We start from the raw sequence: 14658 nt of genomic DNA on the forward strand, positions 1-14658 counted from the left end.
CTTATTTCTCTTCCACGAGAACAGAGCTTTATACTTTATAAAAGCTTAGTCGGGTGTTTAGCCAGACTCTACTTGCATTGCGTGGTTTTATTCCGCAGATAACATCTGCGGATCTCCAATCGCGCCAGCGCTCATTACGATCCACAGATGTTATCTGCGGAGATCAGAGGTGGGAGAACTTCAAACAATAAGATGTTGCTTTTTGGCCTATTTCATATTCTATTAACGACATGGAAGATCCTAGAGTAGAGTTTCTTGAATCTATAGCGTTCGATAGGCTGAGAGTAGAGTTAACCTCGAGTCCAATTGTATTACTTTGCGGCGGCAAAGTACCTGTCAAAGAAAGCCCCAGCGATCCCGATCCTCAGGTTCGTTCAGTGCGGCATGCGCTCACTAACCGACATACCTCGTATGAATGCTTCAGGCCAGAAGAAATAACTGACTGGCAGACAGATGGCATTTTCCACAACTTGATGGAATTTGAAGAGGAGTTGTCTGCTATTTGCTCGTTAATAGTCATAGTCCTCGAAAGTGAGGGGGCAATTGCTGAGTTAGGAGCCTTCTCTCAGGTCGAAGATGTAAGTAATAGGCTGATGGTTGTTGTGTCAAATAGGGCTATGGAGGAGAACTCTTTTATAAATCTAGGTATTTTAAGGCACGTTACAAAAAATCGTGCAGGGAGTGTGGCGTCATATCCTTGGGTGATAGAGAAAGATCGTAGCCAAGCGTTTTGCTTAGAGGAAAGTGTTTTAAATGATATTGAGCTCGATATTGAGAAAAGGTTAAGTAAATTATCAAAAAGTCCCACTTTTAAACCTCAAAGTGAAGCTCACAAGGTTGTTGTAATATTTCATTTGATTGAGATATTCAATGCTCTCAAGCTATCTGAGATATCAGAATATCTAGCCTACTTCAACATTAGCATAGTCCTGGACTCTCTTCGAAGAAAACTTTTTCTTTTAGAAAAGTTTAAATTAGTTAAGAGGGAGGAGTACAGCGACTCGACATTTTATGTCGTAACTGGAGATTTTCATAAGGTCAGGTTTTCTCCGGTTGAAGGTAGGAAGATTGATCTTTTAAGGATTAGCGTGGATTGCATGAAATATTATGAGGCCAATAGAGATAGGCACAGGCTGGGTGCGTTGAAAAGCGTAAGGAAAGGGGGGTGATGATGATAGGGCTGGATATTTCTGAACAAATTAGCAAAGATTTGTATGTTAGCGCATTTCAAGTCGATCGGCTTATAAATCGTGCTCCTCATGCTTACAAAATTTTCTTCATTCCAAAGAAAACTGGTGGGCAAAGAAAGATTGCTCAACCAGCCAGGGAAGTTAAGTATATACAGCGGTGGCTTGTCGATAATATTTTTAATCAGCTTCCTGTTCATGAGGCTGTGAAGTCCTACCGAGAAGGTTTGGGTATTAAGGATAATGCCACGTGGCATAAAAAAAATAAGTATTTAGTTAAATTAGATTTTAAGGATTTTTTTACATCTATTAAGGAGGCGGGGTTGTTTGACTTCCTGTTACGCAAGTTATCCGATAGTTACTCTGATGAAAGCTTAAGAAAAATTGCAAGAGCTTCTTGTATAAAATATAAACATAGAGAGGATTTATGTTTGAGTGTGGGGGCGCCGAGCTCTCCGGCAATATCAAACGCTATATTGTATGCGTTTGATGAGGCAGTTAACAACTGGTGTTTTGAAAACAGCATTTCATACACGCGTTATGCGGATGACTTAACTTTCTCAACTTCTGTTCCAAATGTGTCCTCCTTGATTGAGCCTAAAGTACGACAGATTTCTTCGGACTTTCCTTATGTAAATCTGAGGTTCAATAATGCTAAGAGGACTCACCTATCAAAAAAATATCAGAGGCGAGTGACTGGGATTGTTCTAACGAACCAAGGCGAGCTCTCTGTCGGAAGGTTGAGAAAAAGAGAGGTTAAGGCTCTAATTCATAAGTTTAAAACAGGGCTTCTTCCGATGAACGAAGTTCACCGATTGCAGGGGCTTTTAGGATTTGTCAGCGATGTCGAACCAATGTTTCTTGAGAGAATGAGGGTAAAGTACTCCAGTGCAACCATTGACGACATCCTTAAGAGTGTCAAACAGGATAAATTGGTTAACAGCTAATTATCTCAAGTGGAGCTATGGTATTAGGGCCATCTGTTAGGTCTGCGAAACGTTACTGCTGGTTGATGACTCTTTTGACGAAGAGAGTTGAGTGCGATCAGCGAAATATTGCTTAGCTGATATTGGGCAGTCTAAAGTGAATTTCACCAAAATAGCTAACACGTAGGCCCAGAAAACTATGAGTTTTAAGTTTGCGAGAAGTATGGGGCAAATCGAGGTTGATTGGTTGTCTCGGGACAGCTTAGTACAAGCATTTCGCGCTATGGATGTCTATGTCGAAACGCTTTAAGGTATGAATGCAAGGATTGATCAGCATGTTTGTCGGGGCGGTCTTCTGGATAAGTAAGTTGTAATAGTCCCTCTTTATCATAACCGCCCACTTTCCCTCAAGCGACGGTCCACCCAGGCGTGATAGCTGCGGGACAATAACCCGCGAATGCCGGGAAGGCCGATCAGCCACGCTACGGGTCGCAACAGACGGGTTTTTCGCATCAGCAGGATGTAGGCATCCAGCTCCCGGTGTATCTGCCCCTCGCCATCTTGCACATGCAGTTCGCGCAGGGCCCTGTCGGAGTCTATTCCACGCTGTTTCAGTTCGTCATCGCGGCCGGTTATATCGACCCATTGGACGGCTTCGCCGGCGCTACCCGCCAAGCGCTCATAGCGCTGGCGGTCGGCCACGCAGCGGGGGCAGGCGCCGTCGTAGTAAACAATAAGGTGGTCGTCGTGGTTGCTCATGGTAAGAACCTGTCTGTGGCTGAGCGTGGGTGACGATTTGTATGATGTATACCGTATAATGACGGTACCATAAACGACCTATGTCTAACACAGAGAGTGGAGCGACGGATGAAAAAAATAATGACGATTGGATGGGCGATGCTGGTTCCGGTGTTGCTGGCGGTAGGCTGTACCACTACGGAGACCTCAAAGGGCTTCGAGTACCCTTTGGACATTGCTCAGGTGGGCGCTGATCCGGCCAAGGCGGCAGAGATTGATGCGCTGCTGAAATCCTTTGTGGAGGAGAAGAAAACCAACAGTGTGGCGGCGTTCGTCGCCCGGGACGGGAAGGTGCTGTATTCCGAGGCCTTTGGCTGGAAGGACATGAAGGCGGGCGTGCCGGCCAGTGTGGATGACTACTACGCGCTTTTCTCCCAGACCAAGGCGGTGACGACTGTCGCGTTTATGACGCTGGTGGAGAAGGGACTGGTGGATATCCATGATCCTGTCTCTAAGTATTTTCCGGGTATTCCGGATCAGGTCATTACCGAGCTTCACGACGACGGTCGCTATGAGACCCGACCGGTTGAGACGCCGATGACTTTTGTTCATCTGATGGCGCATACGGCGGGTTTCGATGCCCATCTGGCGGGGGAGCTCCGTAAGCAGCACAGTGGGGAGCCCATGGGGTTTCTCGGTTTTGGCGGAAAGGAGCCTGATTTCGTACCCATCGGTCAGCATACCTCCGGTGGGGATTTCAGCGCAGAGTATCTGGAAGAGGAAATGCTCGCGTTGGCGGAGTACCCGTTGGGCTTTGATCCCGGCGCGGAGTGGCACTATCACCTGAGCACCAACATGCTGGGTTATCTGATTGAGCGGATTTCCGGGCAGCCGCTGCGTGACTACGTGAAGGAAAACGTGCTGGACCCATTGGGTATGGACGATACCGACTGGTTTCATGCACCGGAAGATTTTGATCGCTTCGTCAAACCTTACCGTGCAATCGACGGTGAGTTGGTGCCGGGTACGGAGCTGTATATCAAGGGTGCCGTCACCGAACAGCAGACCTACGCGGAGGGCGCCATTGGTCTTAATGGCCCGATCGAGGATTACGCCAAGTTCTGCCAGATGCTGTTGAACAAGGGCGAGTTTAACGGCCAGCGGATTCTCGAACCGGAAACCGTGGAGCTGATGACCACGGTGAATCGCCTGCCGCAGGCGAGCCAACCGTTTGAGTTTGGTCTGGGTTTTGAGCTGTACAACGATGAGAAGGAGCCGGTACCGGCGGTATCCGACTCCGCTTACGCCTGGGGCGGACTCTTGGGCACGGCCTATATTATCGACCCGGATAAGAACATGATCGCGCTCTTTTACCGAAATATGTATGAGCGCGAGGAGCTGTACCCGCAGTTCCTGGAAAAGGCCTATGAGCTAATCGAGTAGGTCGGATTAGCGAAGCGTAATCCGACATCCCGGTAGAACAGTTTCCGCGTGTGTCGGAGGCAGGGCAGCGATTGTCGGATTACGCGCTGGGCGCTAATCCGACCTACGGGCTCTGCGGGCCATCATGGTGTTTCGACCACCCGGACGGTTTCTGTGGCCGAGCGGCCGAAAGTTTCCGGTTGGTACATCTCTTCGGCTTTGGCCGGTGGCACCACGAACTCACCGGGCGTGGTGGCCAGCGCGGTGTATTCGTAGTGATATACGCCGGGTTCCAACTGGGTGCTGAAGGCTTCGGCGCGGTCGTCGCGCAGTTGCTGGTGGTTGTACCAGTGACCGGGTCGGGTTCGGCTGCCCATGATTCCTCGTTCGTTCTCCCGGATCGGCGCACTGGTTTCCAGGGCGGGATTGAGTGCTTCGAAGCCCGCCGGCAGGCGGTCGGTAAGGGCGACGTGGTGGCGCCGGGCGGGAACCGTGAGGGTGAGCGTCACACGCACGGCGGCGCCGGCTTTGATGTTCCAGGTGCCGTCGTCGGCCTGTGTGACATCGTCAGGATCATTGACGGCCTCATAGTGGCGCGCCACCTGAAACCCGTGTCGGGCGGCATCCAGTTGTAAATCCGCCGGGGCGTATTCCATTCCGATTCGGTAGTAGAGACGACCTTGTCCCTCGTGTTGTAGTGCCAGAGTGGTTGTGGGTTCGCCGCTTTGCAGTTCACTCATTGAAACCCCGGTGCGGGTGGGCTTGCCGCCCCGGCCCTGAAAGGATTGTTCACCGAGGTAGCGGTCACCCAACCAGACCCGAGCGGTCAGGTCGGGCACTTCGGCTTCCCGGGCCTGGAAGTAGTGTTTCAGGGCGAGCAGGACGAAGACGTTTTCCTGAGTGTTGCCCCAGTGGCCATTGCGGCGGTGGTTGACCAACCCGCGCGCGAGTTTTTCGATCAGGTCACTGTCGGGGCGGGCGCTTAGCAGTGCGTCCAGAACCACCGCGTCGGTGCGTCGACTGCCGTGCAGTACCCAGTGCCCGCCACCGGCATAGTCTTCCACAAAAGAGGCGGTGGCCGCAGTTTCTCGCAATTGATTGGTCAGGTGGCGCAGAAGGTTTTCGTGCAGCGGCTTCGCACTCGGCTCGTTGGCCGTGGCGCTCAATAACCAGCCCATGGCTTCAAGGCTCAGCTCGCTCTCCGTCTGCCGGAAATGATCGATGGCGGCGGAGGCAACTGAGTCACCCGCCAGGGCCTGCACATAGATGCTGTAGGCAAGCACGCTATTACCGGGTTTTTCCGCCATGGATTTGGGGAGTTGCTGGGCGACGGAGCGGGTATAGCTCAGCGCCGACTCCAGAACCCTGGCTGGAACCTCGTAGCCCGCTTCCCGGGCTCGCAACAGGGCGTGGGTGACGTGGACTGACAGATACGTCTGAGACGTCTCATTGCGCACCCAGAAGCCCCAGCCGCCATCGCGATTCTGCTGCTCTTCCAATCGGCCCAGAAGGTCGCCAACACTTTGTTGTATGGCCGCCTCATCCGGTAAGCCTTCCGCATTGAATGTGCCCAGTAATTCATTCAGGCTGGCAATGGCCATCAGGCGTGAGGCCAGTTGTTCGGCACAGCCGTAGGGGTAGTCGTACAGGTACAGGAAGGCGTCCTGCAGGGATTGGAACTGGGTGCTGCTGGTAGTCAGGCTCAGGCCGCCAAAATCCGGATAGACGTTTTCGGGGATGCTGACTTGTAGGAATTTGTTGCCCCCGGTCAGGCTGCCGTATTGCGCAAAGGCTTCGTCGGTAGCCGGGCGTTGAACAGGAACGGCGACCTCGGCCGCGTCCTGTCGCTCGCCGGAACGGACGATCACCTGTACGCGGGCTTCACCCACCTGAATCGGTTCAGCACTGAAGCGGACCTCGCGCCGGTCGTTGGCGGGAATGGTCAGCCGTCGTCCGGGGGCGCCGCTCAGTGTCAGGTTGCTGGCCCGCAGCGCGAGCTCAACGGTCATGGCCTGGTCGGTGGTGTTCTGTACCACGACGGGCAATTCGGCCCGGTCGCCCAGGTTCAGAAAGCGCGGCAGGGAAGGGCGGACCATCAGGGGCAAGCCAACGTCTATCTGGGCATCCCCTGCACCGAACTGCTGCTCGGTGTGGGCCACCGCCATTATGCGATAGCGGGTGAGGTTGTCCGGTAGCGTGAAGGAGACATTTGCCTCGCCTTTTGAATCCAGGGTAACCGTGGATTCAAAGGTGGCCAGGGCACTGAAGTTCTGGCGCAGTGTGACGGTCGGGTTTGCGCTTTCGCCGGGGCCGCGATCTACGGCCATCGACATTTCTATGGCGCGTACTCCCGAAACCATGACTTCTTCGACTAGACCGTCGTTCGCGTCTTTTGGGACTAGCGGTATCTCCGCTCGCGACCGGTATTCAAAAACACCGTTAATGACCGCGCTATACATTTCAGTTAGTGGGTCGGGCAGGGTGTAGCCCGCCATATCCAATACCGCCTGATCAACCGCATAGAACGTCACTTCCGCGTCCGATGCGGGCGCGCCCTGCGGGCCGGTTACCCGGGTGGACACCTCAACCGGGTCGCCGGGTTTAAAGGCTTCCGCACTCGGGGTGACCTCGACGCTCAATTGGCGATGGGCGCTGCTGACCGGCAGTGTCAATTCTCCGACCGCCATCTGCGGCAATGATTGGCCCTCGGCAGGTGTTCCGCCAATCGCTTCGGCGGTGACCACCAACTGGGGCAGGTAGTTGTCCTTGATGGGTACTTCCAGCGTATGGGTGCCGTCCTCCAGGTAGTGATAGTCCACCTCGACCAGCCCCTGGCGCTGCACGGTCACCAGCGTGTGCGCCTCGGTGAAGGGTGTCTGTATTTGAACGTTGGCGGTATCACCCGGGGCGTATTCATCCTGATCGGGGATCAGTTGGACGCGCGGTTGCTCCTCATAGGTGGGCCCGATGTCGTTCATTGGGCCGGCAACCCAAAGGTGAATCTGTGAGCGGCTTTGACGGCCTTCGGTGTCCGTCACCGTGGCGGAAATCCGATACTGCCCACTGTCGGCGGGGCTGAATTCACAGGTCTGTTTTTTATCTGACGGCGTGCAGTTGAGGGTGTCCTGTGTCTGCCAGTCGCCGTCTTCCCAGGCCAGACGTTCCACCTCAATGTCGGGCGCATCCGTGGTCACGGCGTTGCCGTCGATATCGACCGTCACCCACTGAACGGTGATGGTGTCTTCGATATGCGCGAAGCGTTGCTCGGTGCGCAACCCGACGTAGTGTTGGCTCGGGTGCACAAGCAAAGAGTCGTTGGTACTCCACTGTTGCCGATTGACGTCGGTAACGGTCGTGGTCACATCCAGTGTATGGGGAAACAACAGATCGGAAAAATCCAACGCCTTGTTGGGTGCAATGCTCAACCGATGTTCGCCTTCGGTATTGGTTTGCCCCGAAGCCTGGTGCTGCCAGCGGGCTTCCTCGGGTTGGGGCCAAAAGCCGTGCCGCCACATTGGGGGGACGCGACCAAAATGGTAATCGGACCAGCCCGGCGGTGCATAGCGAGCCGTATTCAGGGTCAGTTGCCAGTCCACCGGAGCGTTGGGCAGTGGGCCACCGGCATAGTAGCTCGCCCGGGCCGTGGCCTGTAAGGGCGCTTGTGCGATAGGGCGTTCGGCGCTGAAATTCAGGTCGACCTTGTATTCGGGGCGGCGGAAGGTCTCGATGCGGAAGCTGTGGCCACCAAAATATTCATCTATTTCATTCTTACCGCGGAACAGGCGCAGTTCAATTGCGGCCGAACCGGACGCGGCGCTACTGGGCAGCGGTAGAGAGAGGTCAAAAGCGCCGGACTCGCTCAAGGGTAGCCGCCCCTGGTCGAGTTCATTGCGTTGACCATCGTAGGCCGTCCACTCCAGATGGGTCAGATCCTCGGGGTAGTGTAGGTCGCCCTCGACGCCGAACCCGCGCTCGCGGATAAGGCCTTTCAGGTGGACGGTCTCGCCAGGTTGATAGAGTTGGCGGTCGGTGAAGGTGAACGTCGGGTAACGATAGTAGTTGTATTCGTCCCGGTAAAGCGGCGACAGGCTGTGCGCCTGAAACAGAGCCTGATCGGACTGGCTCTCAACCATCAACGACGAATGATCTTCTCTGTCCGATAACGGCAATGAAGCCAGTCCATTGTCATCGGTTGATGCGCTGATCGCTCCGACGTGTACCCGCGCATCCGCAATGGGCGTGCCCGTGGTCAGGTCGGTGACCCAGGCGGTGACCCGATCGCGTTCCGCGTAGGTGCTTACTCCAAGATTGGTGACTTGCAGCCATTGACCAGATTGGGCCTGGTTATAGCGGTATCGGCCATTGTCTTTGTTGTCCATTTCAGGGGACGACGCAAACACCAACAGGTGGCCAAAGCCCTCCTCGTTCAACCACGAATCCAGCGAAAGGCGTGTGACCGTCATTGTGTTCGCTTCGGCATCCAGTGTCAGGGTGTGGTTATCCAGTAATGTGCCGGGCTTCTCCGGCTTTTCCTTATCAACTGCTCGACGGTAGTTCAGGCGGTAGCGCTGGAAGGCGGACCAGTCGTCTGGTGTGACCTGGCGGACTTCAATGTCCAGTGTCTGGATATTCCGGCTGACGATGGGCAGCGTGGCAAAGGCCCCGGGCAGGGTAATCAAATCTTGACCGGGCAGGGTGAACATCGGAGGGTAGGAGGCGATAGTGACCTTCGTGACCAGGTCTTCTTCCAGCGCCCGACCAAACTCGTCTGTCGTGCCAGCGGGTAGTGTCAGTGTGTATTCGGTCTCCGGCTGAAAAGAGCCGCGCAATTGGATATAGGTGCCGTAGTGAGAAATCTCCAGCCCGTCCACGTCGGGGGATACCTCAAGCCGGGATTTGTCCCAGTCTTCGGAAAGACGATGGCTGAATTGTAACGACACCCCTTCATCGGGTGTGCACTCGCGCTCGGCACAGTCGTTACGCTCGATCCGCAATGGGCCGGCGGTGCGAAAGGAAAATGCTTGGTCGGCTTTGGTCAGCCGGTTGCCGGCCTTGGCCGGAGTGCCTTGCGCCAAGGTCAGTGAAAACGTCTGATTCCAGGGGAGTGGTTCGGAGGGGGTCAGGGCCAGCCACTGTTCGGCCGGCACGTCGTCAATCAATGCCTTGTATTCGTCCTGCGCCAGGGTATCCGGGTCGACCCGTTTCAGTGCGTGGGTGTGTTGCTTATCTTTCAGGCTCACATGCTCAAGCAATTGGTTTTTGTCGATGGCCTGATTGAAGATCAGGACCAGAACGGGTTGCTTGCCGGTGACGGCGTTGTCGCCGGGGTAAAAGTCGGTGACAGCCAGGGGCGCGGTCGCAAATTGCCACCGCGCGGTGGTGGCCATGGGAACACCGGCGGCGGAGGTAAAACCCTCCTCAAGGGTCACGGTGTAGTCCGTGGCCATGGGCAAGGCATCACCGGTGGGCTCGAAGACCAGGCTTTGGGTATCCAGCCAGCGCCACTGCCCCTCAACCTCGGGGGTCAGGGTGACGGGAATGTCTTTTTCCAGCGTCTGCTCCAGGCGGGTGAGCGGCACCATGGGTTCGGAAAACGTGAGGCTGACCAATGCGGCCCGCTCGACGTCACCCTCCGGCGCATAGCGCACCAAATGCGGAGCTGAAGGGTTCTCGTCCGGTGTCAGGTCGTTCGGCCTGGGGAAGGCGGGCTCGGCGGTCGGTCCGGTCGGTGGGGCGGGTGTATCGGCCGTGGTATCGGTTTTTGCGGGCCCGGAAGCGGCCGGCAGTGGCGGTAGCGATTGCAGCAGCGCGGCGGTCTCCTGTTCGCTCAGGGTTTGGTCTTCGCTCAGCCCGCCGGGCTGGCAGCCGGTGAGCGCCAACAGGCCAAGGCCAAAAATAAGAGGGGAGATGAGTCTGGCCGCCCGCCGGCGTTGCCCTTGAGTATCCATGCTTGATCCTTTCACTCCGATGTTATCCGCTGTGCCCCTGACCGGGGGTCCCGAGGGTGCTGATTGTGCAATCTGAAAGCTCAGACAGTAGACTGTAGCAAATAATCCCACTACCGGATTGAGAGGATCACTATGCGCGCATTTCTGTGGGGCTTGTCACTGATGTGTCTGTCCATCGCCGGTTGCAGTCAGGACGGCTCCGAGAGTGACAATTCCCCGGCGGGCGAAAAGGTGCCCGATACCCCAGATGGCTATGTCGAGACGGGTGATCTCGACGCGCTGAAATCCCGGGGGCAATTCCGGATTCTGGTGCATCGGGCCGCGGATGAGTATTTGCCGCGGGCCGGCTATCCGCTGGATGTGGAGCGGGAGATGGCCAAGCGGTTCGCCCGGGAACAGGGGCTGGAGCCTGTGGTGATTTCGGTTCCCGAGTACGGAGACCTGTTGGCGCAGCTGTTGGCCGGTCGGGGCGATATGGTGGCGGCCAACCTCACGGTGACCCCCGAGCGGGCCGAGCAGGTGGGGTTTACTCTGGGGATTGATCAGACCCGGGAAGTTCTGGTGGGACGCAGCGGAGAGCCCGCCCCCGAGGGTGTCGCGGACCTGAGTGGCCGGCGGGTCGGGGTCATGCGCGATACCAGTTTCTGGGAGTTGGCCGAGTCCTACTTTGCCGAGGTGCCGGATATAGACCAGGACATCGAAATAGTGCCGCTGCCCTCGACCATGACCAGTGACGAGGTGCTCGATGGCCTGGTGGCGGGCGAGTACGATTTTGCGCTGCAGGACAGTAATGTCATGGACGTGGTCCGTACTTACCGGGACGATGTACAGGTGCAGCTCACCCTGGGGGAGCGACGCCCGCTGGCCTGGGCGATTCGCCCCTCCAATACCGCGTTGCTTGAAGAACTCAATCGCTTTCTGACCCGCGAACGCCTGACACGCACCGATATCCGGGCTCATACGGACGATCTGACGGGCATCAAGGAACGCAAGGTGTTGCGGGTGATTACCCGGAACAACGGCGCTACTTACTATCTGTACCGGGGGGAGTTGGTCGGTTTTGAGTACGAACTGGCCAAGCGCTTTGCTGACAGCCTGGGCGTGCGTCTGCAGATGGTCGTGGCCGACAGTGACGAGGCGATGATCCCGATGCTCAACGAGGGGCGTGGGGATATGATTGCCGCCTTCATGACGCGCACGGACGAGCGCGCGGATCGGGTGGCCTTTTCCCGTCCCTACCACTACGCCACCGAGACGCTCGTGGGTCGGGCGGACGAGCCGGCCATTGACTCGCTCAAACAACTGGCGGGCCGTACCCTGCACCTGCGCCGATCCAGCAGCTATTGGTCAACAGCCGAGTCGATCCGGGAGCGGGGGGTGGATGTGACCCTCGCGCCGGTCTCTTCCACCATGGAAACGGAGGATATTCTGGCTCGCGTGGCCGATGGCACCTATGACCTGACCATCGCCGACAGCCATATTCTGCAGTCGGAGCTGACCTGGCGGGACGATATTCAGGGTCTGTTGCCCCTGGGTGATCCCACCAATCAGGGTTGGGCGGTGCGCCCCGAGAATCCGGAGTTGCTGGCGGCGGTGAATGCGTTCTGGAAAAAGGAATACCGTGGTCTGCATTACAACATTCTGTACAAACGTTACTTTGAGGATGACGCCCGCATCCGCGAGCAGCGGGCCGGACGGGTGGATGTCTCGGAAGATGGTGCGCTGTCACCCTGGGATGAACTGGCCCAATCCTACGCGGAGCAGTATGGCTTTGACTGGCGCCTGATCCTGGCGCAGATGTATCAGGAGAGTCGGTTTGATCCGGCGGCGGTGTCCTGGGTGGGAGCCAAGGGCCTGATGCAGGTCATGCCCCGCACCGGAAATGAGTTGGGGCTGTCTCCCCTGGATGATCCGGAAGTCAGTGTGCATGCCGGCGTCAAGTACATGGACTGGCTGCGCTACCGATTCCCGGAGCGGCTACCGGTGGACGAGCAGATGTGGTTTTCCCTGGCGGCTTACAATGCCGGCGTGGGACATGTGCGCGACGCCCGCCGCCTGGCGGACCAACAGGGGTGGGATCCGGACCAGTGGTTTGGCCACGTGGAAAAAGCCATGCTGTTGCTCACCCAACCGCGCTATTACCAGAAGGCCCGATTTGGTTTTGTGCGCGGCCATGAGCCGGTGAGTTATGTGCGCCACATTCGGGATCGCTACCGCGCCTATGCCCGACTGACGGAGTAGCGGCAAGCCTGCCTCCTTGGGGGTACCGCCTGTGCGTCGTTGACTTTCCCGCGGCGCTCCCCTACATTGCCGCCTCGACACAGGGTGCCTGCTGCCCCCGACTCCTATCGAGGCTGAGCAGGTTAAACGGGAAGTCTGGACAATCCAGCGCTGCCCCCGCAACGGTGATCAGGGTGAATCATGGCCCTGTAAGCCCGATACCGGCCCTCTGTCGCGTTCTATGATGGAGCGGAGGGCTACCATCCGGCAATCCTTCACGTGCTGCCCCGCGCAGCCGCGTCGCTTTGCGTTTCCTCCCTCCCCATGTTGTCTTTGATCAAACATAGGGGATTACTGTGTTTAAAACATCTGTACTCAGTGCAGCGGTCTTCGCTGCCTCGGTCCCGGCGCTCGCCGTGGCCCAATCATCCCAAGCCTCTTTTGACCCGGCGTCGGCCAACTCACCGTTGGAAACCCTGGTGGTGGTCGCCTCCCGGACCGAAACACCGCTGCGCCAATTGGGTAGCTCGGTCGCCGTGCTGGACAAACAGGACCTGAAAAACCTGGGCGTACAGTCTCTGGCCGACGCGCTGCGGACCATGCCGTCGGTGTCCATTACCAATGCCGGTGGGCCGGGTAAAGCCAGCTCGGTGCGGGTGCGCGGTGAGTCCGGTTTCCGGACGTTGGTGCGCGTGGATGGGGTGGACATCACCGACCCCACGGGGCCTCAGTCGAGCAGTCAGGTGCATCACCTGTTGACGGCCAACGTTGCCCGGGTCGAGCTGCTTCGTGGCCCCCAGGGCATGATGTACGGCGCGGATGCGGGCGGTGTACTCAACGTCACCACCGATCATATCAACGACGGAATGCAGTCGGGCCTGAGTGTTGAAGGAGGCCGCTACGATACCCGGAATTATTCCGGTTATGTGGGCGGTGGTAATGAGCAGGGCGACTTTTATCTCTCGGCCGCGCGCGCCGATACCGAGGGTTTCAGCGCTCGATCCGACGATCCCACCGGGGAGGCCGATGGCTACGAAAACACCACGCTGCACGCGCGCGGTGGTTGGAATCTGGATCGGGATTTGCGGGCGCAGATCGTCGTGCGTGATACCGAAGGCACATCGGAATTTGATAACTGCGGCTTCCCGGTAGCGACGCAAGACTGCGTTGATCAGTTTGAGCAAACCAACGCGCGGGCCAGCATTACCCACCGTAATCAGAGCGGCGCCAATACCTTTGCTTACTCTCAGACCGATGTGGACCGGATCAACTACGCCGATGGCGCTGTGTCCTATCAAACCGAAGGGAAAATCGCCAAGTGGGAACTGAACGGTAAAGTGGATCTTGCCGACTCTCACACTCTGGTGTACGGCGCCGAGCATCGCCGCGATGAGGTGATGGACCTGGAGCGCGAGCAACGCGGGGCCTACCTCGAGTATCAGGGTGCTTATCAGCAACAGTGGTTTGTGACCGCCGGTGTGCGTCAGGATGATAATGACGATTTTGGCAATCACACCAGCTATCGTCTGAGCACTGCTTACCGGGTGCCGCTGTCCAGTGGTGAGCTGAAGTTCAAATCGGCTTTGGGTACCGGGTTCCGCGCACCCAGCCTGTCGGAAATCGACTATAACCGATCACAGGAACTTCCACCGCCGTCGTTGGACGCCGAAGAGAGTCGAGGTCTGGATCTGGGTGTCGAATATTTCGGACGCAATGGCCTGCACCTGGAAGCGGTCTGGTTTGATCAGAAAATCGAAGACGAAATCTTTTTCGATATGATCGCCTACAGCGGTTATCTGCAAGATGGCGTCACCAGTGAGTCCCGAGGGGTAGAGCTGAATTCCGAGGTGCCTTTGGCTGACCAGTGGCAACTGGTGGGTAACTATACCTACGTGGATACCGAAGCCGGCGATGGCAACCCTCGCTCACTGCAGCCGCGTCATCTGGCCAATCTCGGTCTGCGCTACTCGCCGGTGGAGGCACTCACGGTGGCGCTGGACTGGCGCGCATCCCGGGATCGGCAAGAGGGCACCACCGAGTTGGACGATTATCAGGTGGTTAACGCCAATGTGCGCTATCAGGTCATTGACGGTATGGTGGTGTTTGTGCGCGCGGAAAACCTGCTGGATGAGGATTATGTCGAAACCCTCAACTACAACACCAGCGGCGCGGCCGGCTATGCCGGTGTAGAGTTCACCTTTTAGGTTTTAACGACAG

General features: G+C 56.9%; 7 protein-coding genes and 1 riboswitch. Of the genes, 5 read left to right on the plus strand and 2 right to left on the minus strand.

The features are described 5' to 3' along the window. Positions 1–230: 230 nt before the first annotated feature. Both EDC38_RS02270 and EDC38_RS02275 read left to right on the plus strand, forming a co-directional pair. On the plus strand, positions 231–1169 hold the full coding sequence (locus tag EDC38_RS02270; protein WP_123637150.1) for a retron St85 family effector protein: 939 nt from the start codon (positions 231–233) through the stop codon (positions 1167–1169). Next, entirely contained in the window at positions 1169–2134 is a 966-nt protein-coding gene (locus EDC38_RS02275) for a retron St85 family RNA-directed DNA polymerase (protein WP_123637151.1), read from the plus strand. Before EDC38_RS02270 ends, EDC38_RS02275 begins: the two co-directional genes overlap by 1 nt. A gap of 366 nt (positions 2135–2500) precedes the next feature. Here EDC38_RS02275 and EDC38_RS02280 read toward each other — a convergent pair whose 3' ends face one another. Beyond that, on the minus strand, positions 2501–2872 hold the full coding sequence (locus EDC38_RS02280; RefSeq protein WP_123637152.1) for a thiol-disulfide oxidoreductase DCC family protein: 372 nt from the start codon (positions 2870–2872) through the stop codon (positions 2501–2503). Between the two features lie 120 nt (positions 2873–2992). Between EDC38_RS02280 and EDC38_RS02285 the strand changes: the two genes are divergently transcribed. Next, positions 2993–4294, plus strand: a complete 1302-nt coding sequence (locus EDC38_RS02285) for a serine hydrolase domain-containing protein (protein WP_170162834.1) — start codon at positions 2993–2995, stop codon at positions 4292–4294. 122 nt (positions 4295–4416) lie between these two features. On the opposite strand, the gene EDC38_RS02290 is transcribed toward EDC38_RS02285, so the two are convergent. Beyond that, positions 4417–10221 (minus strand): Ig-like domain-containing alpha-2-macroglobulin family protein, encoded by a 5805-nt coding sequence (locus EDC38_RS02290; RefSeq protein WP_123637154.1) that lies wholly within the window; start codon positions 10219–10221, stop codon positions 4417–4419. A 132-nt stretch (positions 10222–10353) separates the two neighbouring features. On the opposite strand from EDC38_RS02290, the gene EDC38_RS02295 reads away from it, so the two are divergent. Both EDC38_RS02295 and EDC38_RS02300 read left to right on the plus strand, forming a co-directional pair. Continuing rightward, positions 10354–12462, plus strand: a complete 2109-nt coding sequence (locus tag EDC38_RS02295; RefSeq protein ID WP_123637155.1) for an MltF family protein — start codon at positions 10354–10356, stop codon at positions 12460–12462. 65 nt (positions 12463–12527) lie between these two features. Beyond that, positions 12528–12685, plus strand: a riboswitch (cobalamin riboswitch). A gap of 112 nt (positions 12686–12797) precedes the next feature. Beyond that, positions 12798–14645 (plus strand): TonB-dependent receptor plug domain-containing protein, encoded by a 1848-nt coding sequence (locus EDC38_RS02300; protein WP_123637156.1) that lies wholly within the window; start codon positions 12798–12800, stop codon positions 14643–14645. The last annotated feature ends 13 nt before the right edge of the window (positions 14646–14658 follow it).

Source organism: Marinimicrobium koreense, from assembly GCF_003762925.1.
Classification (GTDB): Bacteria; Pseudomonadota; Gammaproteobacteria; order Pseudomonadales; family Cellvibrionaceae; genus Marinimicrobium; species Marinimicrobium koreense.